Genomic DNA, 25,174 nt, shown 5'->3' with positions numbered 1-25,174 from the left:
CATGCGAGGACTGCCGTTCGATTCGCTGTATCGGCACGGGTTCGCCCGGGTCGCGGTGGCGGTGCCGCCCGTGCGGGTGGCCGATCCGGCCTACAACGCCGAGCACACGCTGACGCTGGCGCGGCGGGCGGCCGACCGGCACGCGGTGCTGACCGTCTTCCCCGAACTGGGCCTGTCCTGCTACACCGCCGACGACCTCTTCCATCAGGACGCGCTGCAGTACGCCGTCGACGCCGCGCTGGAACGAGTGGTCGCCGAGAGCGCCGGCATCGACTCGGTGCTCGTGGTCGGTGCGCCGGTACGGGCGCAGGGCCGGTTGTTCAACTGCGGCATCGTCATCGACCGCGGCCGGGTGCTGGGCGCGGTGCCCAAGAGCTATCTGCCGAACTATCGCGAATTCTACGAGAAGCGGCAGTTCGCGGCGGCGCGGGAGAACCTCGACGACCACCTCACCCTCGCCGGGCAGCGGGTGCCGTTCGGGGCCGATCTGTTGTTCGCGGCGTCGAACCTGGACGGGTTCGTCTTCCATCTGGAGATCTGCGAGGACGGCTGGGTGCCGTTGCCGCCCAGCGGTTTCGCCGCACTCGCCGGGGCGACCGTGCTGGTGAATCTGTCGGCCAGCAATATCGTCGTGGGCAAGGCGGACTATCGGCGGCAGCTGTGCGCCTCGCATTCGGCCCGCAATATCGCCGCCTACCTGTATTCGGCCGCGGGCAACGGGGAGTCGACCACCGATATGGCCTGGGACGGGCAGGCGGTGATCTGCGAGAACGGCGATCTGCTGGCCGAGGGCGAGCGTTTCGCCGACCATCCGCAGCTGGTGACCGCCGACCTGGATCTGCCGCGGCTGGCCGCGGACCGATTGCGCATGACCAGCTTCGCCGACAACGTGCACGACCACCGGGAGCGGCTGGCGCGGCTGCGCCGGATCGAGGTGGAGCTGCCGATCCCCTCCGGCGAGGTCGCCCTGGAGCGCGAATTGCCCCGCTTCCCTTACGTTCCCGCGAATCCGGCGGTGCGCAACGAGCGGTGCGCGGAGGTGCACAACATCCAGGTGGCGGGGCTCAGCACCCGGCTGGCGGCGACCGGATCGCAGCGGGTGGTGATCGGGGTGTCGGGCGGGCTGGATTCCACGCTCGTCCTGATCGTGGCCGTCAAGACGATGGACCGGCTGGGCCTGCCCCGGTCGAACGTGCTGGCCTACACCATGCCCGGATTCGCCACCGGCTCGAGGACATTGAACGATGCGCATCGGCTGATGCGCGCGCTCGGGGTGTCGGCGCGCGAGATCGATATCCGGCCGTCCGCGACGCAGATGCTGCGCGACCTGGAACACCCTGCGGCCGAGAGGGTTCCGCAGTACGACGTCACCTACGAGAACGTCCAGGCGGGTGAGCGCACCTCGCACCTGTTCCGGCTCGCCAATCAGCAGCACGCGCTGGTGGTCGGCACCGGGGATCTCAGTGAACTCGCGCTGGGCTGGTGCACCTTCGGCGTCGGCGATCACATGGCGCACTACAGCGTGAACGCGTCGGTGCCCAAGACGCTGATCAAGTACCTGATCGCCTGGGCCGTGGACACCGGCGAACTGGGCCCGGCCGCCGACGAGGTGCTGACCTCCATCCTGGCGACCGAGATCTCACCGGAACTCGTTCCGTCGGACAACGCTGCGGCGGAAGGGGATTCGGCGCAGCCCGGGCAGAGTTCGGAGGCCGCCGTCGGCCCCTACGAGCTGCAGGACTTCCACCTGTACTTCCTGCTGCGCTTCGGCTATCTGCCCAGCCGCATCGCCTATCTCGCCCACCACGCGTGGTCCGACCGCACCCGCGGCCGCTGGCCCGACCTGATTCCCGAGACCGACCGCCACGAATACGACCTGCCCACCATCAAGCACTGGCTGGCGGAATTCCTCCGCAGGTTCGTGCGGACCAGCCAGTTCAAGCGCTCCACGCTGCCCAACGCGCCGAAGGTCGGCTCCGGCGGTTCGCTCTCCCCGCGCGGCGACTGGCGCGCGCCCAGCGACGCGGTCGCCACGGCGTGGCTGGACGAACTCGAACGGAACGTTCCGGGCGGCTGAGGGTCAGCCCGCCGTACCGGTCTGCGGGGGCAGTTGCGGCAGCGGGCGGTCGTAGAGCCAGGCGGCCCAGAGCGGGCGCAGGGACGCCGTGCTGTAGTGACCGGCCAGATCGGCGAATTCCTCGGTGTCGACCGAGGAATGACGGTATCGGGACGTCCATTCGCGGAGCAGGCCGAAGAATTTGGGGTCGCCGAGTTCGAGACGGAGGGTGTGCAGGGTGAGGGCGCCGCGCTTGTAGACGCGGTCGTCGAACATCAGGGCGGGTCCGGGGTCGCCGACCACGATGTCCTGGGGGCTGCGCGCCAGATTGTGCCGGGCTGCGCGGGCCAGCTGGTCGGCGCTCGGCCCGCCCGCGGCCTCCGACCAGACCCACTCCGCGTAGCAGGCGAAGCCCTCGTGCAGCCAGATGTCGCGCCACTGCCGCACGGTGAGGCTGTTGCCGAACCACTGATGCGCCAGTTCATGGGCGATCAGCCGTTCCGCGCCCCGCCGGCCGTCACAGTGGTTGGCGCCGAAGATCGACAGGCCCTGTGCCTCGATCGGGATCTCCAGGTCGTCGTCGGTCACCACCACCGTGTAGCCCTCGAAAGGGTAGGGTCCGAACCGTTCCCGGAACTCGGCCAGCATCCGCGGCTGCCGCTGGAAGTCGTGTTCGAAGGCCGTGCGCAGCCGCGGCGGGACCAGCGCGTGCATCGGCACATCGGTTTCGTGCGCCGACCCGATCCGGTAGCGCCGGTACGGGCCGATCTGGATGGTCGCCAGGTAGCTGGACATCGGCTCCGGCTGTTCGTACACCCAGGTGGTCTGGCTGGCCTTGGTCTGCTTGCGGAGCAGCGTGCCGTTGGCGACGGCGTAGTAGGGCGAGTCGGTGGTGATCGAGATCCGGTAGCTGGCCTTGGAACTCGGGTGGTCGTCGCAGGGGAACCAGGAGGCGGCGCCGTTGGGCTGGCTGGCCACCAGCGCGCCGTCGGTCAGCTCCTCCCAGCCGACCTCTCCCCAGGGGCCGCGGACCGGCCGCGGGGTGCCGCCGTACTGGACGACGACCGCGAGCACGCCGCCCGCCGGGATCTTCTGCGCCGGCGTGACCGTCAGCTTCCCGCGCTGATGCGCGTACTTGGCCCGCGCACCGTTCACGAAAACCTTGGTGACACTCAACGATTGGGACAGGTCCAGCGCGAAGCGGGCTCGCGCCGCGGTGGTCACCGCGGTGATCGCGGCCCGGCCCGAGAGCCGGTTGCTCGACACCTTGTACACCAGTTCCAGCTCGTAGCGCGACACCCGGTAGCCGCGGTTGCCGTTCTGCGGCAGGTACTCGTCGATGGGCACCTCGTAGAACTTCTCGCCCATCACGGCTTGCCCTCCGGCCAGGGCGCGATCGGGTTACCCTGCCAGCGGGTCGAGGGCGGCACGGTGTCGCCGCGCATCACCAGCGACGCCGGGCCGACGGTGGCGCCGGTGCCGAGCCGCGCCGCCGGCAGTGCCACGCAATGCGGGCCGAGGGTGGCGCCAGCCTCCAGCGTCACGGTGTCCATGGCCATGATCCGATCATGGAACAGGTGGGTCTGCACCACGCAGCCGCGTTCCACGGTCGCGCCGTCGCCGAGGGTCACCAGGTCGGCCTCGGGCAGCCAGTACGACTCGCACCACACGCCGCGCCCGATCCTCGCGCCGAGGCCGCGTAACCAGACGTTCATCACCGCGGTGCCGGTCGCCGCGCGCGCGAACCACGGCGCCGCAACGGTTTCCACGAACGCGTCGGACACCTCGTTACGCCACACGAACGAACTCCACAGCGGGTGTTCGATTTTCGCGATGCGGCCGACCACCAGCCACTTCGCCGCGATCGCGCAGGCACCGGCGAAGCCGCCCGCGACGAGCAGCACCACGCCGGACAGCAGCGCCGCGAACCAGTACCCGGGCCCCTGCGCCAGCGCGGCCAGCGCGAACAGCACACCGAGTCCGATGCCGAAGGTGACCATCACCGGGAACAGGCGGCAGGTCTCCACGACCCCGCGCGCGACCTTCAGCCGCAGCGGCGGGTCGAACGTGCGGGCGGTGTCGGAGTCGCCCGCGGTGCGGCGCAACCGAACCGGCGGGCTGCCCAGCCACGACGACCCGGCCTTCGCCTTTTCCGGCGCGGCCGACAGCACCGCCACCAGACCGTTCTTCGGCACCCGGCGGCCGGGCGCGGTCATCCCCGAATTGCCGAGGAAGGCTCGCTTGCCGACCTTCGCGCCGCCGATGTGCAGCCAGCCACCGCCGAGTTCGTAACCGGCGACCATGGTGTCGTCGGCCAGGAACGCGCCGTCGGCGACGGTGGTGAACTTGGGCAGCAGCAGCACCGTCGACGCCTCGACGTTCTTCCCGACGTTCGCGCCGAGCAGGCGCAGCCACAGCGGCGTCAGCAGGCTGGCGTAGAGCGGGAACAGGAAGGTGCGCGCGGAGTCCATCAGTCGCTCGGTCGACCACGCCTGCCAACCGACCCGGCTGCGGACCGGGTGGTAGCCCTCGGTCAGCCCGATGGACAGCAGCCGGACCGCGACGACGGTCGCGGTGGCGAAGACCGCCAGGCTCAGCAGCGTGGCGACGGGCAGGATGAGGAACGCGTCGGCGACCGCGCCCGCCGGCGTGCGGTCGTCGCGAATCCACCACGCGATGAACGCGCCACCGGCGGCCAGCCCCGCGATCGGCATGGCGGCCAGCGCCATCGAGGTCAGGCCGAAGATCGCCACCCAGTGCACGGCGCGCGGCGGGGCGCCGGCGGGCCAGCGGCGTTCGGCCTTGCCGACCTTGGTCGCGGGCGAGCCCGCCCACTCCTGCCCGGCCTTCACCTTGCCGAAGACCGCCGAACCCGGTGCCACGACGGCGTTCTTGCCGATCACCGCGCCGGGCAGCAACGTGGACCGCGATCCCACCACCGCGCCCGCGCCGATGCGGACCGCGCCGATGTGCACCCGGTCCCCGTCGATCCAGTAGCCCGCCAGATCCACCTCCGGCTCCACGCTGCAGCCGTCGCCGAGTTCCAGCAGGCCCGTCACGGGCGGCAGGGTGTGCAGGTCGACGCCCTTGCCGACCCGCGCGCCCAGTGCCCTCGCGAACGGCACCATCCACGGTGCGCCCGAGAGGTTCTCGGCGCCGCTGGCCTCCGACAGCCGCACCGCCGCCCACAGCCGCAGGTGCACCGAACCGCCGCGCGGATAGCTGCCCGGCCTGACACCCCGCAGCAGCAGCCGTGCGCCCGCGACGCAGATCGCCATGCGGCCCGGTGGCGAGATGAACAGCACGAAGCCCAGCAGCGCCCACCACCAGGACAGTCCCGGCATCCACGGAATGGCGCCGGACCAGCTCGCCACATTGGTGACGATGCCCAGCCAGGTCAGCCATTGCAGGCCGGTCAGCGTGGTCAGCGGCACCAGGGCCAGCAGTTGCGCCCATTGCGCGCGGCGCGGGGTCGGGGTGACCAGGCGCGGTGCGACCTCGGCCGCCGGGGCGGCGGACTCCAGCAGTTCGGCGAGCGCGCCCAGCCGGGGATGGTCGTACAGGTCGGCGACGGTGATCTGAGGGAAGCGGTCGCGCAGCGCGGTGACCAGCTGGGCCGCGGCGAGCGATCCGCCGCCGAGGTCGAAGAAGTCGGCGTCCGGGCCGCTCACTTCGGCGCCGAGGATCGAATTCCACAGTCCCGCTATCCATTGCGCCGTCTCGCTCAGATCCGTGGCGGGTTCCTGAGCGGATGTGCCGCCGGGCAGCGGCCAGGGCAGCGCGTCGCGGTCCACCTTTCCCGATGTGCGCGTGGGTAATTCGCCGAGGACGGCCAGGCGTGGTACGAGCGGCGCCGGGAGCTGCTCGGCGAGCAGGGTGCGCGCGTGCGCGACATCGAACGCGGGATCGGCGACGGACAGGTAGCCGACGAGAATCCGGTTGCCCGCCTTGGTGGTTCGCACAGCGGCCGCGCCCGCGGTGACGCCGGGCAGGTGCTGGAGGGCGTTGTCGAGTTCGCCCAGTTCGATGCGGCGGCCGCCGATCTTCACCTGGTCGTCGGCGCGGCCGAGAAAGACCAGGCCCGCGCTCTCGTTGCGGACCAGGTCGCCGCTGCGGTAGGCGCGCTGCCAGCCCAGACTGGGCATGGGAGCGTACTTTTCGGCGTCCTTGGCGGGGTCGAGGTAGCGGGCCAGGCCCGCGCCGCCGATCACCAGTTCACCGGATTCGCCCTCCCCCACCGGGTTTCCGTGGGAGTCGACGACGGCCAGGTCCCAGCCGTCGAGTGGCAGGCCGATGCGCACGGGCGGCTGCCCGGTCAGCCGGGCCGCGCAGGCGACGACGGTGGCCTCGGTCGGGCCGTAGGTGTTCCACACCTCGCGCGAGCCGGTTCCGGCCAGGCGTTCGGCCAGTTCGGGTGGCACCGCCTCGCCGCCGAAGATCAGCAGCCGCACGGCGTCGAGGGCCTCGGCGGGCCACATCGCGGCCAGCGTCGGGACGGTCGAGACCACCGTGATCCGGCGGCGCACCAGCCACGGACCGAGGTCCATTCCGCTGCGTACCAGCGCGCGGGGAGCCGGAACCAGGCAGGCGCCGTGCCGCCAGGCCAGCCACATCTCCTCGCAGGAGGCGTCGAATGCCACCGACAGGCCGGCCAGCACCCGATCGCCCGGGCCGAGCGGGGCGTCGGGCAGGAACAGCCGGGCCTCGGCGTCGACGAAGGCGGCGGCGTTGCGGTGGGTGACCGCGACCCCCTTCGGCGTGCCGGTGGAGCCGGAAGTGAAGATGATCCAGGCGTCGTCGTCCGGGTCGGGGGACGCCGTGGTGCCCGGGCGGGCGGTGCCGGTGTCGCCGTGCGGGACCACGCCGTCGGCGGTGACGACGGCGCTGACCCCGGCCTCGCCGAAGACCAGCCGCGCGCGTTCGTCCGGGTCGTCGGCGTCGACCGGGACGTAGGCCGCCCCGGCGTGCAGCACGGCGAGAATCGTGACGTACAGCTCGCCGGTGCCGGACGGGATGCGCACGCCCACCCGATCACCGGCCCGCACACCCGCCTCGCGCAGCCGGTCCACCGTGTCGTCGACCTCCGCCAGCAGTTCGGCGTAGCTGAGGGTGTCGGTGCCGTCGTCGATCGCGGGCGCGTCGGGATGGTCCAGTGCCGTCGCGGCCAGGATGTCGACCAGGGTGCGGGGCGGTGCGGCGCATGCGGACCGCAGCAGTGGCGACGCCGCGGCGGCCGCCGTGGTCTCCGAGACCTCCGGCTGGAGTATCACGTCCCTGTTCACCTTTCCGATCGGTCCCCACCTGTGCGCTGTGGTTGTCTCACGCCAGGGTTACCGATGTGCGAACGCCACGCTTACGGTGTCCCACCCGTCGCCGGGCAGAACGCCACCGACCGCAGGTGCGGCCGATTTGCCCGAACCATTGTTCCAGGTCGCGGTATACCCGGTGAGAGCGGTGCGGTCGCGTGCCGCCCCATCGGGCGTTACCGGCCTCGCGAGTCGGTATCGCCGACATCACCATCGGCGGGCGATCCGACGCGCGTTCGGCGTACGCGGCGAGGCGGCACACTCGACGGCCGCGGTGTGCTCCGGGTTCGGTCGGGGGCGCTCACACGGGTTTGCGGAGGGCCGCCGCGAACATCGCGTCGGTGCCGTGCCGGTGGGGCCAGAGCTGGGCCGCCGGGCCGCCGCCGAGGTCGGTGACGCCCGGCAGCAGGGCGCGGGTGTCGAGTTGCTCGGCGTCGGTGCGCCGGACCAGGTCGCCTACCACCGCGACGGTTTCGGGGAGGTGTGGCGAGCAGGTCGAGTACACCACCACGCCGCCGGGACGCAGGAGATCCCATGCGGCGGTGAGTAGTTCGCGCTGCAGCAGCGTGAGGTCGCGAACGTCGGCGGGGGTGCGGCGCCAGCGGGCCTCGGGTCGCCTGCGCAGCGCGCCCAGGCCGGTGCAGGGGGCGTCGACGAGGATGCGGTCGTAGCCGGGAGTGAGGCCACTGGCGCGGCCGTCGGTCACGTGCACGGTCACCGGCAGACCGTCGGTCGCCTTGCGCACCAGCTCGGCACGGTGTTCGGCCGGTTCGACGGCGTCGACGCGGTATCCGTCGATATCGGCGAGGGCGCCGAGTAGCGCCGTCTTGCCGCCCGGTCCCGCGCACAGGTCCAGCCAGCGGCCGGTGTCGGGGCCGTGCAGCGGGGCACGGGTCAGCGACAGGGCCACCAGCTGACTGCCCTCGTCCTGCACGGCGGCCATGCCCGCGCGCACCGGCTCCAGCTTGCCGGGGTCACCGCCCTCGAGGTGGACGGCGTACGGCGACCACGGACCTACCTCACCGCCCGTCACGAGGGCCAGTTCCGCGGCGGTGATGTCGCCGGGCCGGGCCACCAGATGCACCTCCGGGCGCGTGTCGTCGGCGGCCAGCAGATCGCGCAGTTCGTCGGCGCGGGCGCCGAGCGCGTCCGCGAAGGCCTGCGCGATCCACTTCGGATGGGCGTACTCGAATGCCAAGTGCCCCAGCGGATCCCGCGGCGCCAGCCGTTCGACCCACTCCTCCGGTGTGCGCTCCCCCGCTCGCCGCAGCACGGCATTGACGAAACCCGCCTTGCCACTGCCGAATTCGGCTCGCACCAACTCCACCGAGGTATCCACGGCCGCATGCGCCCCGACCCGCGTACGCAGCAGCTGGTACACCCCGAGCCGCAACACATCCAGCAACGGCCCATCGATCTCGTCCACCCCCCGCCCCGCACAGTCCCCGATCACGGCGTCCAGCACGCCGAGAGATCGACAGGCCCCATACGCCAACTCGGTCGCGAACGCCGCATCCCGCCCCTCGACCCGCCGCTCCCGAAGCAACCCGGGCAGTACGAGATTCGCGTAGGCATCCCGCTCCCGTACCGCCCGCACAACATCCCGAGCCACCTCCCGAGGCGCATCCCCCGCACCCCGCCGCCCCGAGCGTCCCTTCCCCCGCCCATCGTCGGCCTGGCGAGCCCGCGAGCCCTGCCTCCGATCGGCGCGCCCAGCCTGCGTCCCGCCGCCGCTGTCCCCCCGCCGAGCCCGCGAACCCTCTCCGCCGCCGGACCGCCGATCCTGCGAACCGCGTCCATTGTCAGACTGCTGAGCCCCTCGGCCTTGGTCACCGCCGGACCGCCGGCCCTGCGAACCCCGCCCGTCGTCGGCCCGGCGAACTCGCGAGGCCTGGGTGGCGTTTCGCCGCGGGCCCGACCCTCGTGTGTTCGAATCGCGCCGGTCGCCAGTGCCTTCCGGGCGGGTCACTCGACCACCGTGCCGGGCTGGAGGCGGGCGCCGCGGGCCCAGTCGAGGGCGGGCATCATGCGTTTGCCTTGGGGTTGTACCTGGTCGAGGCGGACAGCGGTGGTGGCGGTGCCGATGTAGACGCCGGTTTTGCGGACCTCGATCGCGCGGGTGGGGAGGGTTTCCTCGACCAGTTCCACCGGGCCCAGTTTGAGGCGCTTGCCGTCTACTTCGGTCCAGGCACCGGGGGCGGGGGTGACGGCGCGAATGCGGCGGCCTACCGCCAGGGCGGGTTGGTCCCAGCGGATGTGCCCGGCATCCGAGTCGATCTTCGGCGCGTAGGAGACGCCGTCGGTGGACTGCGGGACGGCCTGGACCGTGCCGTCCTCGATGCCGTCGAGGGTCGATTCCAGCAGGCGCGCACCGGTTTCGGAGAGTCGGCCCAGCAGTGTCCCCGCCGTGTCGGTGACGCCGATCTTCTCCGTCACCACGCCGAAGACCGGCCCGGTGTCCAGCCCCGCCTCGATCTGGAAGGTGGAGGCGCCGGTGATCTCGTCACCGGCGAGGATCGCGGCCTGCACGGGAGCGGCGCCCCGCCACGCCGGAAGCAGCGAGAAGTGCAGGTTCACCCAGCCGTGCCGGGGAATGTCGAGCACCCGTTGCGGCAGCAGCGCACCGTAGGCCACCACCGGGCAGCAGTCCGGGGCCAACGCGGTGAGCCGCTCGACGAATTCGGGCTCCGACGGTTTGTCCGGCGTCAGCACCGCGATCCCGTGCTCGTCGGCCAGCCGCCCGACCGGCGACCGGGTCACCTTGCGCCCGCGCCCGGCCACGGCGTCCGGGCGCGTCACCACCGCCACCACCTCGTGCCGCGACGACTCGATCAGCTGCCGCAGCGACGGCACCGCGGGTTCGGGCGTACCGGCGAATACCAGGCGCATCAGCGTCCCCGTCCCGCCGCCGCGGCGCGCGTGGCCGACACCTCGGCCGCCGACATCACCGTCTTGCCCGCGCCGAACCAGTCCGATTCCCGCACGGCGCGCATGGCCTCCTTGCGGGTCGCGGCATCCAGCCGGTCGAGATACAGCACCCCGTCGAGATGGTCGGTCTCGTGCTGGACACAGCGCGCCAGCAGTCCGTCGGCCTCGAATTCCACTGCGGCGCCGTCGAAGTCGACGCCCCGGGCGATCACCCGCAGCGCCCGGGTGACGTCGTAACGCAGACCCGGAATCGACAGGCAGCCCTCCGGACCGGTCTGCTCCTCGGCGCCGATCACCGCATAGGTCGGGTTCACCAGATGCCCCGCTCCGCGGGTGCCCGGACGGTCCTGCCCGGCGCTGCTGGTGTCGTAGACGAACACCCGCAGGCCGACCCCGATCTGCGGCGCCGCCATCCCGACGCCACCGCTGCCGTGCATGGTGTCGGTCAGATCGGTCACCAGCTGGCGCAGTTCCCTGTCGAAGGTGGTGACCTCGTCCGCACGGGCGCGCAGTACGGGATCGCCGAACAGGCGAACGGGCTGGATGGTCACGTGCAACAACTCCCGGGCGAGTAAGGAAACGGTCGTCTCAGTTTACGAAGTCGCCGGCGTCGTCCCGCCCGGGTTCGCCCGATCAGATGTGCGCGCCCAGCACCACCTCGGGAATACCGGCCCCGAGCGGCACGAATCGGCACTCCGGGGCACGCGCGTGCGCCGGGTCGAGGACGTTGAGCAGCAGCTGCCACGCGAGCGGGTCGTACACCAGATGGAAGTGCCCGGTCAGGTCGGCGGGGCAGACGTCCTGCAGCCAGATGTTGGTGACGTCCGGGCCGGCCAGCGCCATGCTGTCGTTCGGCTGGATCATCTCGTCGACCCGGCTGCTGATCGTGGTGTACCGCACGCCGGGCACCGTGTCACCGCCGGCGTTCAGCGCGCGAATGAACGGCGACCCCGCGGCCTGCTGCACCGCCGCCCGCGAGGTGAGCCGTTCGAACAACCCCCACAGACCCGGAACCGAGTCGGCCACGCGGACCAGGCCGTACATATCGCCGCCATGACTCGGCGACGCGAGGCCCACCCACTGGCCGACCGCGGCGGCCCCGCCGAGTTTGTTCAGGTAGTAGCGAGTCACATTGGCGCCCTGGGAGAATCCGACGAGATCCACCCGCGGCGCACCGGTCGCCGTCCGCACCCGCTCGACGAATTCGCCGACCTGCCGCGCCGACAACCACGAGTCCTCGGTGCCGAAGTCGCGGATCGCGTCCGGTCTACCGCCGTAGTTCAGGGCGAAGACGCAGTATCCGGCCTGGGCGAGCGCCGGGCCGACGGCGGCCCAGTCGGTGTAGGCGGAGGCGTCGGTGCCGTGCGCCAGCACCACCGGGCGCGGATGTTCGGCGCTGGGGCGGCAGGTGAAATCGTTGGTTCCGCCGGGAGTCGCCGCCGGATGGGTCCTCATGTACCAGGCGGCGGTCAGGTGTTCCGACTGCGGCGGACCGGGCTCGGTGGGAACCACCGGCGGGCGATAGTCGGGCGGCACGGCCGGGTCGGCCGCGGCATGCGCGCCGGCGCCGAGCGCCAGCGCGCACACCGTCGCGCCCGTCACCGCGATGCGCCACCACTGTGAGACCTCCCGAAATCCGCGGCACCGTCGTTGTCCCATCTCACGGATCATTCCCCACTCGGGCGGGAAATGGTCCGTGCGTACGGTGTTTCGCCGCCGTCAGTTTCCGGGGGCGGTGTCGTCGTCGGCGAGAATCCGGTACAGCGAGCGACGCGCCTCGGTGAGCACCTCGGCCGCCTTGGCCGCCTGTTCCGGCGTGCCGGCCCGGGCCACCTGCGCGACCGCGCCCATCAGCTGGCCGACCAGTTCGCGCAGGTCCAGCGCCTGGTCACCGACGCCGTCGCGGACCTCCTGCCAGGGATCGCCCAGGTCGTCGCGATGCGACTGCACATACTCGGCGCCCGCGTCGGTCAGCTTGGCGGTCTTGCGCCCGGCGACCTTGTCGATGAGTACCAGGCCCTCGTCCTCGAGCTGCGACAACGCCGGGTAGATCGACCCCGGGCTGGGGCGCCAGACGTCCTCGCTGCGCTCGCGGATCTGCTGGATGAGTTCGTAGCCGTGCATCGGCCGCTCCTGCAGCAGCAGCAGGATCGCCGCGCGGACATCACCGCGCCGCCCGCGGCCACCCCGGCCGCGACCACGACCGAACGGGCCCCCGGGCCCGAATCCGGGTCCGAACTCCGGACCGAACGGGCCGAAACCCGGACCGAAACCGTGCGGGCCGTGCCCGCCGCGCGGATGACGCCGGAACTGCTCGCGGCCACCGGGCCGCGGACCACGCCAGCGACCGCGCATATCCATGTTCTCCATGTTTTCCATGGCTGTGCCTCCTCAGGCTTGTTCGTTCTTTGACAACATCGACGATATATCGACAATGCATCTTCGACAAGAGTGAGGCAGGACACAAACCAACCGGACGCTCCTCAGGCCGGGAGCCAGTTGCCGTGGAATCCGGCGGGCACGCGATGCGGCAGCTGGATGCTCGCGATCGTCTCGAGGCTCCCGGCGTCGAGGATCGCCAATTCGCTGCGATCGGTGGGGGCGTCGTACACGAAGCCCATCAGCACGCCGTCGTCCTCGCCCGCATCCGGCCCCGAGGGCTGGAACACGAACTCGCCCAAGCTCTTTCCCGCGCCGAACGACCGCCGGGCGGTGGTTCCGGTGACGAGGTCGTGCTTGTAGAGCACCGAATCACCGTCGCCGCCACCGCGCACCGCCGGCGCGTACCCGTAGCGATGCCGCTTACCGACGCGGCGCTCATCGATACGCGGAAACTCCTGCGCCCGATCGTCGAAGCGGTGCTGCCGGACCTTCCCGGCGTTCAGGTCGACCTCCCAGCGGTCCAGGGTCGGCGCGCCGTCGCTGGGACCGAGGCGGTCGGTGTCGAACATCTTGGGATGGCGCACCACGTCCAGCACGACGGTATCGCCGTCGTCGTAGGCGTTCAGCGGATGGAAGACGTAGCAGGGCTCGATCTCGAACCAGCGGACGTCGGCATTGCCGCCCTCCCGCGGCATGATCCCGATCCGGGCCTGGTAGCGGGGATTCCACGCATACGGCAGGCGCCGATCCCGCGGCGGTTCGTGCCGCTGCGACACCGGCGGATTCGGCAGCCGGATCCGGCCGATCAGCGCGGACAACAGCAGCCGCGCCGGCAACCGCAGGCCGCGCGGGACCGCCATCTCGGCCGAGAGCCGCGGATCCAGCGTCACCGGGAGGTCGTAGAGCACCACGTATTTCTCGGTCAGCGAGAAGTCGTGCATCATCGGCGCACCGCCGACCTGGATATCGACGGTGCGCCGGGCCCGGCCGTCGGCGCCGATCACCGAGTACCGCACGGTGTTGCCGGACCGGAAGGAGTACGACACCGCGTGCAGTTCACCGGTGTCGGGATCGCGCTTGGGATGCGCGGTGTACCCGCCGCGGAGCGTGCCGTCGAAGTCGCAGACGCCGGTCGTCTCCAGTTCCTCGGTCAGTTCGTAATTGGCCAATCCCGCCTCGACCAGTGCCAGTGTGCGCCCGGCATGCCCGATGACATTCGTATTGGCCCCGATGCCCGATACACCGCGCACCACCGGCGTCTCCCCCAGCGCGACGGAGGTGACCGGACCGCGGACCCAGCGGTTGCGATACCACTCCGCCCGCCCGTCGCGCAGGCGTACCCCGTGCACCATGCCGTCGCCGGAAAACCAGTGGTAGAGAGCGGGATCCAGCTCACCGACCGGATTCGGGCCGTTGCGCAGATACCGGCCGTCGAGATGGTCGGGGATGGCGCCGGTGACCGGCAGATCGGTCAGCGTGTACTCCCGTGGCACGGGGGCGAAGACACCCTCGAGATAGCGATTGTCCATGTCGAACTCCCCACAGAAACATAACCGGGTTATGCGGCTTAGAATAACCTCGTTATGGAGGTGAGGCAACGGTGAATTCCCGCTCGGACGCCGCGACCCGGCGCCGGGGCGCGGCCATGCGCGACCGGCTGGTGGAGTCGGGCCTGCGACTGCTCGAGGAGGGTGGCCCCGAGGCATTGCAGACCCGGCGGGTGGCGGCGGCGGCCGGCGCCTCGACGATGACGGTCTACACCCATTTCGGCGGCATGAACGGTCTGCTGAAAGCCATTGCGGCCGAGGCGTTCACGCGATTCGGCGCGGCATTGGCGAGCACGCCGCCCACCGACGACCCGGTCGCCGACTTCTTCGCCATGGGTTACGCCTACCGCCGCTACGCGCTGGCCAGCCCGCAGCGGTACCGATTGATGTTCGGGCTGACCGCGGACCAGACCGAGCATCCGCCGCACCGCGACGTCACGGCCGGACCGGTCGCCGAGGCCGTGGGCGCGGAGACCTTCGAGCAACTGGTGGGCGCGGTCGAGCGGATGATCGACGGCGGACATCTCGCGCCGGCGCCGGCCCGGCAGGCGGCGGCGCGGGTCTGGGCGCTCATGCACGGCACCGTCATGCTGGATCTGAGCGGCTACCTCGGCGCCGAGAACAGCAGCCTGACAACGGTTCTCGGCCCCGCGACGGTGGATCTCCTGGTGGGCATGGGTGGCGCCCGCGCCGAGATCGAACAGTCCCTCGAGCGCGCCGGAACGCTCGTCGCCCGGGACTGAGCGCTACCGCGCGGCGAGGTCGTCGATCCAGCGTTCCAGCCGCCGCCCCTCGGCGGCCATCAGCTCCGGATCGCGGAAAGTATTGGTGAGCAAGGAGATTCCCTGATACGAGGCCACCAGGGCAACGGCCAGCTCATCGGCGTCGCCACGCCCCATGGCCTCGAACTGCGCCCGAGCCCAGTCGATCAGCCGACGCATGACCTCGGCCAGCTCACCGTCCAGGCCGTCGGCGCGCTTGTCCAGCTCGGCCGCGAGAGTGCCGGAGGGGCAACCGAATCGGGCCGCGACATCGCGCTGGTCGACCCAGCCCCGGATCAGCGCCCTGAGCCGGTCGGCCGGGTCCTCCCGGCGCTCGAGTTCGGCGATCAGCTCGCGCAGGTAGCCGTCGTGCGCCCCTATCGCCGCCCGCACCAGCTGGTCTTTGGTCTTGAAGTAGTAGTAGACGTTGCCGACCGGCACGTCGGCCACGCTCGCGATGTCGGCGATGGTCGTCTTCTCCACGCCGCGCTCGTGAAAGACCTGCGCCGCCGCCGCGACGAGCCGCTCGCGCTTGCCGCCGCGCGGGACGGACTTCTGCACTGAGTTGGTCACCCAACTAACTATAGACAAACCGCGGTCGCTCGCCTACTGTCCATTTAGTCAGCCAACTAACTCAGGAGTTGCACAATGATCGTGGTGACCGGAGCGACCGGAAATATCGGACGCACGCTCGTGCCGATGCTCGCCGACGCGGGCGAGAAGGTGGTGGCGGTATCGCGCGGCAGCGCGGTGTCGCTGCCGGACGGGGTCGACCATCGGCGTGCCGATCTCGCCGATACGGCCCAGCTGCCCTCCGCCTTCGCCGGTGCCGATGCCCTGTTCCTGCTCCTCAGCGGCGAATTGGGGTTCACCGGGCCGGATCCGGCCGAGACCATCCGGATCGCCGCGGACGCAGGTGTGCGGCGCGTGGTGTTCCTGTCGTCGCTGTCGGTGGTGACGCGGCCGGGCCGGCTGTCGGCCACGCGCCTCGTGGATTTCGAGGCCGCGCTGCGGAACTCCGGGCTGGAGTGGACGGTGCTCCGGCCCGGCGGGTTCTTCTCCAACTCGTTCGCCTGGGCCGATTCCGTCCGTACCGAGCGCGCGGTCTTCGCGCCGTTCGGCGATACGGGTCTGCCCCACGTCGACCCAGCCGACATCGCCGCGGTGGCCGCGGCGGCGCTACGCTCGCCCGAGCATGCCGGGAAGGTCTACACCCTCACGGGTCCGCGCTCGGTGACACCGCGCGAACAGGCTCGCGCGCTGGCGGCCGGGCTCGGCGAGCCGGTGCGGTTCGTCGAGTTGTCCCGGGCACAGGCGTTCACCGCCATGACCGAGTTCATGCCGGGCCCCGTGGCCGAGGACACCCTGTCGATTCTCGGCGAGCCCACCGCGGCGGAGCTCGCGGTCAGTCCCGATATCGAACGCGTACTCGCCCGTCCCGCAACCGATTACGCCACCTGGGTGCGCGCCAACCTGGCCGCCTTCCGCTGAGAATCCGGGCATTCGCCGTCGTCCCGGCACTACAGCGGGAGCGGGCCGGACGCGGAGGCAGCAGGAGATTCAGTCCGGGTCGGCGGAAGCGACGGTGAGATTCACTCCGGGACGGCGGAGGACAGCGGGGCGATTCAGTCCGAGTCGGCCAGGCCGTGGCGGTAGGCGTAGCGGACGGCGTCGGCGCGGTTGCGGGCGCCGATCTTGGCGAAGGCGTTGTTGATGTGGGTCTTGACCGTGGTCTCCCCGACGAAGAGAGCGGCGGCGATCTCGGCGTTGTTCAGCCCCTGGCCGATCAGGCCGATCACCTCCGCCTCGCGGCCGGTCAGGCCGTCGGGGCGGGTGGCCGGTCGGCCCGGCGGCTCGGGGCGTGACAGTGCGGCCACCAGTCGCTGGGACACGGTGGCGTCGAAGGTCGACTGCCCGGCGGCCGCGGCGCGCAGGGCCGCCGCGATCTCCACCCGGCCGGCGTCCTTGGTCAGATAACCGCGGGCGCCGGCGCGCAACGCGCTCACGATGGACTCGTCGTCGGCGTAGGTGGTCAGCACGAGCACCGCGGTGTCCGGGTGGCGCCCGGCGATCCGGCGGGTGGCCTCGACACCGTCGAGCACCGGCATCCGCAGATCCATCAGCACCACGTCCGGCGTGAGGTCGGTGACCGCGCGCACCGCCTGCTCGCCGTCGCCGACCGCGCCGACGACCTCGACCTCGTCGACGAGACCGAGCAGCGCGACCAGTCCCTCCCGCATGATCTGCTGATCGTCCACCACCAGGACCCGGATCGGGTCGCCGGATCGTTGCCCGCTCACTCCGGAACCTCCGCCGTCACCAGCCAGCCGTCGCCGTCCGGACCGGCGGACAGCGTGCCGCCGACCAGCGCGATCCGCTCGCGCATCCCGATCAGACCATACCCGCTGCCGCTCGGCCGGTACTGGGACACTATGGCCGGCAACGGGTTTCGCACCGACAATCGAACCCGGCCGGGCGCGAACCGCAGGGTGACGGTCACCGATTCGCCCGGCGCGTGCCTGCCCGCGTTGGTCAGGGCTTCGCGCGCCGCGCGCAGCAGCGAGACCGTGGACGCCGGTCCGACCGTCCGCGCCGGACCATCGACCCGGCAGCTCACTTCCAGATGATGGTCGCGCCGAAAGCTTTCCGCCAACTCGCGCACCGCTTCCGGCAGCGGCGGCACGTCGCTGCGCAGGGCGGCCACCGCGCTGCGCGCCTCGGCCAGGCCGTCTGCGGCGAGCCGGCGCGACTGCCGCAGCCGGGCCAGCGCGCCTGCCACATCACCTTTTTCGCTGAGCAGTCCCTCGGCGACGTCCAACTGCACCGTGAGCGCGCCGAGCGAATGCGCCAGCACGTCGTGCATCTCGCGGGCGATGCGCGCCCGCTCGTCCAGGGCGGCGGCGCGGGCATGCTCGTGTTGCGCGCGCCGCGTCTGCGCCAGCAGCATCTCGGTCTCCCGGACCCGCATCCGGTACTGCCGCCGATACAGGCCCAGCAGCACCAGGATGACGAGGATCGCGGCATGCGCGGCCACGGTGCCCGCCGACCGCCCCGCGATCAGCCCGCCGGCGACGAGCGCGACCAGGCAGCCCGCGAACACGAACAGGATGGCGGCGACGCTCGGCACCAGATGCTGAGCGAGGACGCTGGCCGCCACGCACAGCATGACCAGCACCGACGAGTCCGGCGCCGGTCCGACCGCCGCCGCACTGATCAGGGCGCAGCACACCAGCGCCGCGAAGGCCGGCCGCGGCCACCGCGAGATGCCCGCGGTGAACAGCACCCAGCACACGTAGGTCGCGCCGAGCGTCCACCACAGCCACCCCGGCACCGGCTGGCGATGGTTGAACACCAGGTTCACCGCCAGCAGCATCGTGCCGATCACCTGCGTGAGCGGGCTGGATTCCGGGTCGCCGCCGAACAACACCCGGGCGGCGCGCCGTAGCCGTCGCATCACTCTCCTTCGCGGTCGTCCCCGCACCAGCATTGTCGCGGCCGCGGAGGCGGGCGGGCTCGGCCCCCGGGTGGAGATCTCGATCTCCACCCGCGCACCCAAGCGGTCGACACGGCCCCGCCGATAGCGTTCGAGCCATGAATCACAACGTCTCCCAGGAGATCCGATGACCGCGACCGCCGAGCCGCGGTCGGGCCGAGCACGCAACTTGCTGTTCCTCGCGGCGAGTATCGGGTTGTCGCCCGCCGTCTACTACCTGCTGAGCGGAGCCGGGTACAGCGACTTCGCCGCGCTGCTGTGCTCGACGATCGTGTCGGGGCTCTGGGCGGCCGGTGTCGCGGCGGCGCAGCGCAAGGTCGACGGTCTGGCGGCGTTCGCGTTCGCACTGAACCTGCTCGGGCTGGCACTGGCACTGCTCGGCGGCGACGAGCGGATGATGCTGGTGAAGGACCCCATCAGTTCGGCGGTGGTCAGTGCGCTGCTGCTGGGCAGCTGCGTGGTCGGCCGTCCGGCCATGTACGGCCTGGCGCAGCGCCTGCACGCGCCCGGCGCGGAGTCGGCCGCGCGCTGGGACGCCTTGTGGCACAGCGATCACGAGGTGCGGCGGGCATTCCGGAGCTCGACGGCGGTGTGGGGTGCCGGGCTCGCCGCCGACGCCGTGCTGCGCCTGGCGCTGATCTACGCGCTGCCGGTCTCGGTGACCGTCGCCCTGATGAACCCGGTGCAGTGGGCGATCATCGGGCTGCTCGTGCTGTACACGCTGCGCGGTCGGCGGCAACTCGACATGCGGTCGCGACTCGCGGCGATGACCTGAGCGATCCCATTCGTCCAAGACGATCGGAAATTCGGGCGGGTACTTTCCCGGAGCAAGCCGCGAAAAGACGCACCGCCGACGGCTACCGGTCCCTCGCCGCCGCAGCCGGACTCGAGGTGATCGGCGTCCACGACACGGCGTCCACGACACCGCGCTCGGGCTCGATCAGCCGATATCGATAGGGTCTATCTGCACCCGCAGTGGCGCGTCCGAGCGGTGGGTGCTGCGGACGGCCTGGGCGGCGCCGAGAGCGCGGGCGAGGGCAGCGCCGCGAGCGCGGTCCGCGCGCAGGATCATCCGCTCCACCTCGGCCGGGGAATCGCCGGAGGAGAACGGCTTTCGCGCCCCGGGCGGCAGCGGCACGGGTCCCAGCATCTCCACTCCGTCGGGAAGCTGTGCCTCGCCGAGCAATTCGGCGATGGACTCGGTGGTGCCGTCGATCGCGGCGAAGCGGACGGCGGGCGGGAAGCGCACCTCGGTGCGGGACTCCAGCTCGAATCTCGCGTGCCCCACCGGATCCCAGCGCACCAGCGCCTGCACGGTGGGCACGGACGGCTCCGCCATGACGATCACCTGCCCGGACGACCGCACCAGCGTCGCGGCCGACATCCACCGCCGCAGCGCGTCCTCCGCCGCCCGCAGGTCCGCGCGGCCCAACAGCGCCCAGCCGTCGAGCAGCAGCGCCACCCCGTAGCCGTCCGGGGTCGCCGGTTCGGCGCCGATGGTCGCGACCACCACCTGCGCCTCGCCGGACACCGCATCCAGCACGGCCGCACCACCCGACGCCCGGATCGGCACCTCGGGAAACGCCCGGCCCAACTCCTCCGCCGTCCGCGCCGCCCCGATGACCACCGCGCGCAATGCCCGGGACCCACAGGACCCACACCGGAACACGGGTTCGGTCTTCCCGCACCAGCGGCAGCTCGGGCTGTGCGCCACCGGCTCGGACGCGCTGCGCGACAACGCGACCCCCAGCTCCCGGGCCGAGGGTGGACGCGCCGCGGGAGCCCTCGGTTCCGGCCGGGCCGACGGATCCCGCCGTTCTCCGGTCGCCGCAGCGGACTCGTCGAAGGGCATGGCGCGAGCAGCGGCCCCGGCATCAGTGGTCGTGCCGCGGCGCCGCGCGGAAGGGCGCGTGGTCGGATCGTTGTGTCGCGCAGCGACCTTCGCGGATCGGGGGGCGTCGGTGTCGGGTAGCGCCAGCGGCCCGTTGCAGTGTCGGCACCGGGCGGGGACGCGGCATTTGGCACAGGCGAGGGCGGGCACGTAACCGCGGCGCGGCACCTGGACCAGGACCGGCTGCCCGGCGGCGAGTGCCTTGCGGGCCGCGGTGAACGCCACCGCCGGGATGCGCACGGCCTGCGCGACCGGGTCCCGTTCCAGAGCGACGTCACTGTCGCCGGGCGCGCTGATCCGCGGCGCGAACCGCCGCACGACCGCGCGATCGGCGATCAGGTCGTGCGCCCACCCGGAGGCCACGACGGCCTGGATCTCGGCGGTCCGCGCGAACCCGCCCGCCACGAACGCGGCGCCGGTCTCGTGTGCGCGCAGCATCGCCACCTCCCGCGCGTGCGGGTACGGCGCCCGGGGCTCGGCGTAGGTGTCGTCCCCGTCGTCCCAGATCGCGATCAGGCCGAGATCCCGCGCCGGCGCGAAAACCGCACTGCGCGTACCGATCACCACCCGCGCAGTACCGCGCAGGATGGCCAACCACCGCCGGTATCGCGCGGCGGGCCCGAGCCCGGCCGCCAGCCCGACCGCCGCGTCTCCCACCGATTCCGCACACGCCGCGGACAGCCGATCCAGATCCCGCTGATCGGGGACGATCAGCACGGCACTGCGCCCGCTCCCCACCACCACCGCCGCCAACTCGGCCAGCCGCCGCGCCCACTCCTCCCCCGGCACCGCCTGCCACGCCGCCCGCGGCCCCTTTCCGCCCGCCAGCGCACTCAGGAACGACATCCCGTGCCGATACTTCTCCCACCCCGCATACCGCGAAAGATCAACGGGCGAAGCCGGATCCGCCGTGGCTCCCACCCGGCCCCGGCTCGCCCCTTCTCCGTCGACCGGCACACCGTCGGCACCGTCGATCACACCGGACGATCCCGAATCCAGCTCGGACACAACCACTTCCGGACCCCCCGCGCGCCGCGCACCTCCGGCTCGGCTGTTCGGACCGGGCCACACCGAATCCGACTCCGGCCCCAACGAAGCCCGGCGTCCGGTATCCGACGTCTTCTCCACTGCCTCGGCACTCGCATCGATCGAGGCCGAATCCAGTTCGGTCCCCACCGAATCCGAACGCCCGTCGCCGCTTTCGCCGGAGGCCCGTTCGTTCACGACCGCCTCCGATACCGAGGCGGCACCCGAATCCTCCTGCCCACGTGGCTTTTCCGACTCCACCCTGGCGTGGCGCGGGGGTATCGCCAGGCGGAGGACGTCGGCGCGGGTGCCCGCGCACCGGGCCGCGACCGCGGTGACGAGACGGAGAATTTCCGGTGTGAGGACCTGTTCGCCGGAGACCACCCGCTCGAGCCGCATCAGCTTTCCGGTGTGGTCGGTGTGGTCGAGGCGGTCCAGGATGAAACCGTCGATGAGGCGGCCCGAGAAACGCACCCGGACGCGCACACCCGGCTGGGCGAGCGCGTCCATCTCGGCGGGGACCAGGTAGTCGAAATCCCGGTCCAGGTGGGCGGGTTCGAGCATCGGCAGCACCCGCGCGATCGGGCGCACCGACGCGACGGCGGCAGCCTGCTTGCCCTTGCGGGGCGCAGCGGCTGCCGCCTCGGGCGCGGCCTCGGTCAATTACCGCCCGGCGGCCGCGCGCGGCCGACCGGCACCGTCGACGGACACGATCACAGTCCCACTGCCGCGCGCAGCTTGCCCGCGCGGTCGGTGCTCTCCCACGGCAGGTCGATATCGGTACGGCCGAAGTGGCCGTACGCCGCAGTCGGCGCGTAGATCGGGCGCAGCAGGTCCAGATCGCGGATGATCGCGCCGGGCCGCAGGTCGAACACTTCGGCGATGGCGGTGGAGATCTTGGCCGGGTCCACCTGCTCGGTACCGAACGTCTCCACGAACAGGCCCACCGGCGCCGCCTTGCCTATGGCGTAGGCGACCTGCACCTCGACCCGCTCGGCGAGTTCGGCCGCGACGACGTTCTTGGCGACCCACCGCATGGCGTAGGCGGCCGAGCGGTCCACCTTCGACGGGTCCTTGCCGGAGAACGCGCCACCGCCGTGGCGGGCCATGCCGCCGTAGGTGTCGACGATGATCTTGCGACCGGTGAGACCGGCGTCGCCCATCGGGCCACCGAGGACGAACTTGCCGGTCGGGTTCACCAGCAGCCGGAAATCGGAGGTGTTCAGCGGCTCGGGCAGTTCCAGATCGGCCAGCACCGACTCCACGACCTTCTCGCGGATGTCGGGGGCGAGCAGGTTGTCCAGGTCGATGTCGGCGGCGTGCTGGGTGGACAGCACCACCGTGTCCAGCCGGACCGGCTTGGTGCCGTCGTACTCGATGGTGACCTGGGTCTTGCCGTCGGGCCGCAGGTACGGCAGCACGCCGGACTTGCGGACCTCGGTGAGCCGCCGCGACAGCCGGTGCGCCAGCGCGATCGGCAGCGGCATCAACTCCGGGGTCTCCCGGGTGGCGTAGCCGAACATCAGGCCCTGGTCGCCGGCGCCCTGGCGCTCGATCTCGTCATCGGAGCCGCCGACGCGGGCCTCGTGCGAGGTGTCCACACCCTGGGCGATATCGGGCGACTGCGCGCCGATCGCGACATTGACACCGCAGGACGCGCCGTCGAAACCCTTTGCGGACGAGTCGTATCCGATCTCGAGCACCTTCTCGCGCACGATGGTCGGGATGTCGGCGTAGGCCTCGGTGGTGACCTCGCCCGCGACATGCACCTGGCCCGTCGTCACCAAGGTCTCCACCGCGACGCGGCTGCGGGGATCCTGCGCGAGCAGCGCGTCGAGAACGGAATCGCTGATGGCATCACAGATCTTGTCGGGATGACCCTCGGTCACGGACTCGCTGGTGAATAGCCGGCTACCGGACGTGCGCACAGTTTTTCCCTCTCCCTCAACGGGTCTGGTACCGAGTTGCGACAGTAGCGAACTCGCGCCACAGCACAACCCTTTACCTCAGACTATTCCAAACCACCGACGCGGTACGGTCCCAGCGCACCGCGGCAGTGCCGTGACCAGCATCTACCGCCGTCGCCACCCGCTACCGCCTCCACAGGGCTCCGTTTCGGCAGTCGGTGCACTATCGCGCTCGATGCCATTGTGCACCGAACGCGTATTCGCATGCTAGGCCGAAACCGTTTGCGCCTCAGCGCAACAGCGGTCCCAGCGCATCCAGCACGCGACTGGCCAGCAGCAGCTTCGACCCGTGGTCGAGAGCCTGCTCGGTGCCGTCGGCGCCGAGCAGCCAGCCGTCGTTGTTGTCCACCTCGAACGCCTTACCCTCACCGACGGCATTGACAACCAGCAGGTCGCAGCCCTTCCGCTCGAGTTTGGCGCGCGCGTGGGTGAGCACGTCGCCGTGCTCGTCGCCGGTCTCCGCAGCGAAGCCGACGATGGCCAGTCCGGGCAGCTGCCCGTCGTGCCGGGCCTGCACCAGCCCGGCCAGAATGTCGCGATTCTTGGTGAGGTCGATCCGGTCCGGCTCGTCCACACCCTTCTTGATCTTGGCCGCGGCCACGTTGGTGGGCCGGAAGTCGGCCACCGCGGCGGCCATGATCACCGCGTCGGCGCCGACCGCGTGCTTGTCGACCGCGACGCCGAGCTGTTCGGCCGTCGTGACATGCACCAGTTCCACCGCGGCGGGCGGTTCGAGGCCGATGGTGTTGCCCGCGACCAGCGTGACGTGCGCGCCGCGCTGCGCGGCCAGCCGGGCCAGCGCGAAACCCTGCTTACCGGAGCTGCGATTGCCCAGGAAGCGCACCGGATCCAGCGGCTCGCGGGTTCCACCCGCGGAGACCACGATGCGGCGGCCCGTCAGATCGCGCGGGATGGCGTCGGAGCGCTCCAGCAGCAGCGACGCCAGCGCGAAGATCTCCTCCGGCTCGGGCAGTCGCCCCGGGCCGGTGTCGGCGCCGGTCAGCCTGCCCGCGGCCGGTTCCATGACGATCGCGCCGTGCGCCCGCAGCGTCGCGACGTTCGCCACCGTGGCCGGATGCTCCCACATCTCGGTGTGCATGGCCGGGGCGTACAGCACGGGACATCGTGCGGTCAGCAGGGTCGCGGTGAGCAGATCGTCGGCGCGGCCCAGCGCGGAGCGGGCCATCAGGTCGGCCGTCGCGGGGGCGATCACGACCAGATCGGCCTCTTGGCCGAGGCGGACGTGCGGCACCTCGGGCACGTCGGCGAAGACGCCGGTGTGCACGGGATTGCCCGACAGCGCCTCGAAGGTGGCCCGGCCGACGAACTGCAGCGCCGACTCGGTGGGGATCACCCGGACGTCGTGCCCGGTCTCGGTGAACTTGCGAACGAGCGAGCAGGCCTTGTAGGCGGCGATACCGCCGCCCACGCCGACAACGATCCGCATCTGACTAAGCCTCTTCGTCCGGTGGAGATGGGTGGGCGGCGGCGCCGCTGGCTCACTCGCCTTCGGAGTGCTCGAGCAGATCGGCGTGGATCTCGCGCATCGCCACCGACAGCGGCTTCTCCTGCAGGCCCGGCTCGACCAGCGGGCCCACGTACTCGAGGATGCCGTCGCCGAGCTGGTTGTAGTAGTCGTTGATCTGACGCGCCCGCTTGGCCGCGTAGATGACCAGCGCGTACTTGGACGACGTGCGCTCGAGCAGCTCGTCGATCGGCGGGTTGGTGAGGCCGACCGGAGTGTCGTACGCGGGCACGGTCTTGGTGTCGCTCACTGAGGAGGCTCCTGCGGGTCGTGGTGGGAATCGGGGTCTTAC

Annotated in this window: 19 protein-coding genes; 4 read left to right on the top strand and 15 right to left on the bottom strand. The window is 71.4% G+C overall.

The genetic code is table 11. From position 1 onward, the window contains the following. The first annotated feature begins 1 nt into the window (after position 1). Complete coding sequence (locus NWFMUON74_RS15090; RefSeq protein ID WP_187688414.1) at positions 2–2,077, top strand: NAD(+) synthase; 2,076 nt, start codon at positions 2–4, stop codon at positions 2,075–2,077. 3 nt (positions 2,078–2,080) lie between these two features. On the opposite strand, the gene NWFMUON74_RS15085 is transcribed toward NWFMUON74_RS15090, so the two are convergent. From NWFMUON74_RS15085 to NWFMUON74_RS15050, 8 genes are all read right to left on the bottom strand, one after another. Further along, the gene (locus NWFMUON74_RS15085) at positions 2,081–3,424 is read right to left on the bottom strand and encodes a M1 family metallopeptidase (protein WP_187688413.1); all 1,344 of its coding nucleotides are present in this window, start codon (positions 3,422–3,424) and stop codon (positions 2,081–2,083) included. Further along, a complete protein-coding gene (locus tag NWFMUON74_RS15080; RefSeq protein WP_232111173.1) occupies positions 3,424–7,272 on the bottom strand; it encodes a Pls/PosA family non-ribosomal peptide synthetase in 3,849 nt (1,282 codons plus the stop codon). Before NWFMUON74_RS15080 ends, NWFMUON74_RS15085 begins: the two co-directional genes overlap by 1 nt. A 391-nt stretch (positions 7,273–7,663) precedes the next feature. Beyond that, positions 7,664–8,974 (bottom strand): RsmB/NOP family class I SAM-dependent RNA methyltransferase, encoded by a 1,311-nt coding sequence (locus NWFMUON74_RS15075; protein ID WP_187688411.1) that lies wholly within the window; start codon positions 8,972–8,974, stop codon positions 7,664–7,666. A 353-nt stretch (positions 8,975–9,327) separates the two neighbouring features. After that, positions 9,328–10,251, bottom strand: a complete 924-nt coding sequence (gene fmt, locus NWFMUON74_RS15070) for a methionyl-tRNA formyltransferase (RefSeq protein WP_187688410.1) — start codon at positions 10,249–10,251, stop codon at positions 9,328–9,330. Continuing rightward, positions 10,251–10,841: a peptide deformylase gene (gene def / locus NWFMUON74_RS15065; protein WP_187688409.1), complete on the bottom strand. Its 591-nt coding sequence runs from the start codon at positions 10,839–10,841 to the stop codon at positions 10,251–10,253. The genes fmt and def overlap by 1 nt, the downstream gene beginning before the upstream one ends. An 82-nt stretch (positions 10,842–10,923) precedes the next feature. Beyond that, on the bottom strand, positions 10,924–11,949 hold the full coding sequence (locus tag NWFMUON74_RS15060) for an esterase/lipase family protein (RefSeq protein ID WP_187688408.1): 1,026 nt from the start codon (positions 11,947–11,949) through the stop codon (positions 10,924–10,926). Positions 11,950–12,009: 60 nt separating this feature from the next. Further along, positions 12,010–12,669: a PadR family transcriptional regulator gene (locus NWFMUON74_RS15055; protein WP_425300421.1), complete on the bottom strand. Its 660-nt coding sequence runs from the start codon at positions 12,667–12,669 to the stop codon at positions 12,010–12,012. Positions 12,670–12,773: 104 nt separating this feature from the next. Further along, on the bottom strand, positions 12,774–14,201 hold the full coding sequence (locus NWFMUON74_RS15050) for a carotenoid oxygenase family protein (RefSeq protein ID WP_187688407.1): 1,428 nt from the start codon (positions 14,199–14,201) through the stop codon (positions 12,774–12,776). A 71-nt stretch (positions 14,202–14,272) separates the two neighbouring features. Here NWFMUON74_RS15050 and NWFMUON74_RS15045 point away from each other — a divergent pair, with 71 nt between their 5' ends. After that, entirely contained in the window at positions 14,273–14,962 is a 690-nt protein-coding gene (locus NWFMUON74_RS15045) for a TetR/AcrR family transcriptional regulator (RefSeq protein ID WP_232111031.1), read from the top strand. Positions 14,963–14,965: 3 nt separating this feature from the next. Here the strand turns inward: NWFMUON74_RS15045 and NWFMUON74_RS15040 are convergent, their stop codons facing one another. Further along, on the bottom strand, positions 14,966–15,553 hold the full coding sequence (locus NWFMUON74_RS15040) for a TetR/AcrR family transcriptional regulator (protein ID WP_232111030.1): 588 nt from the start codon (positions 15,551–15,553) through the stop codon (positions 14,966–14,968). A gap of 75 nt (positions 15,554–15,628) precedes the next feature. On the opposite strand from NWFMUON74_RS15040, the gene NWFMUON74_RS15035 reads away from it, so the two are divergent. Continuing rightward, a complete protein-coding gene (locus NWFMUON74_RS15035; RefSeq protein WP_187688406.1) occupies positions 15,629–16,471 on the top strand; it encodes an SDR family oxidoreductase in 843 nt (280 codons plus the stop codon). A 134-nt stretch (positions 16,472–16,605) separates the two neighbouring features. Here the strand turns inward: NWFMUON74_RS15035 and NWFMUON74_RS15030 are convergent, their stop codons facing one another. Together NWFMUON74_RS15030 and NWFMUON74_RS15025 are read right to left on the bottom strand one after the other, a co-directional pair. Beyond that, complete coding sequence (locus NWFMUON74_RS15030; protein ID WP_232111029.1) at positions 16,606–17,280, bottom strand: response regulator; 675 nt, start codon at positions 17,278–17,280, stop codon at positions 16,606–16,608. Next, positions 17,277–18,434, bottom strand: coding sequence for a sensor histidine kinase (locus NWFMUON74_RS15025; protein WP_187688405.1), 1,158 nt, complete (start codon positions 18,432–18,434; stop codon positions 17,277–17,279). Before NWFMUON74_RS15025 ends, NWFMUON74_RS15030 begins: the two co-directional genes overlap by 4 nt. A gap of 166 nt (positions 18,435–18,600) precedes the next feature. Here NWFMUON74_RS15025 and NWFMUON74_RS15020 point away from each other — a divergent pair, with 166 nt between their 5' ends. Beyond that, positions 18,601–19,248 carry a VC0807 family protein gene (locus NWFMUON74_RS15020; RefSeq protein ID WP_187688404.1) on the top strand — a complete coding sequence of 216 codons (648 nt, stop codon included), beginning with the start codon at positions 18,601–18,603 and terminating at the stop codon, positions 19,246–19,248. A 165-nt stretch (positions 19,249–19,413) separates the two neighbouring features. Here the strand turns inward: NWFMUON74_RS15020 and NWFMUON74_RS15015 are convergent, their stop codons facing one another. The 4 genes from NWFMUON74_RS15015 to rpoZ all read right to left on the bottom strand — a co-directional run bounded on the left by NWFMUON74_RS15015 (position 19,414) and on the right by rpoZ (position 25,132). Next, positions 19,414–21,954, bottom strand: coding sequence for a primosomal protein N' (locus tag NWFMUON74_RS15015; protein WP_187689168.1), 2,541 nt, complete (start codon positions 21,952–21,954; stop codon positions 19,414–19,416). A gap of 149 nt (positions 21,955–22,103) precedes the next feature. Beyond that, on the bottom strand, positions 22,104–23,318 hold the full coding sequence (gene metK, locus NWFMUON74_RS15010) for a methionine adenosyltransferase (protein ID WP_187688403.1): 1,215 nt from the start codon (positions 23,316–23,318) through the stop codon (positions 22,104–22,106). Positions 23,319–23,586: 268 nt separating this feature from the next. Further along, positions 23,587–24,804 carry a bifunctional phosphopantothenoylcysteine decarboxylase/phosphopantothenate--cysteine ligase CoaBC gene (gene coaBC, locus NWFMUON74_RS15005; RefSeq protein WP_187688402.1) on the bottom strand — a complete coding sequence of 406 codons (1,218 nt, stop codon included), beginning with the start codon at positions 24,802–24,804 and terminating at the stop codon, positions 23,587–23,589. 52 nt (positions 24,805–24,856) lie between these two features. Next, positions 24,857–25,132 (bottom strand): DNA-directed RNA polymerase subunit omega, encoded by a 276-nt coding sequence (gene rpoZ, locus NWFMUON74_RS15000; RefSeq protein ID WP_187688401.1) that lies wholly within the window; start codon positions 25,130–25,132, stop codon positions 24,857–24,859. Positions 25,133–25,174 lie beyond the last annotated feature (42 nt).

The organism is Nocardia wallacei, assembly GCF_014466955.1.
GTDB lineage: Bacteria > Actinomycetota > Actinomycetes > Mycobacteriales > Mycobacteriaceae > Nocardia > Nocardia wallacei.
Note: the sequence above shows the minus strand (reverse complement) of the source record. Positions and strands in the feature narration are given on the sequence as shown.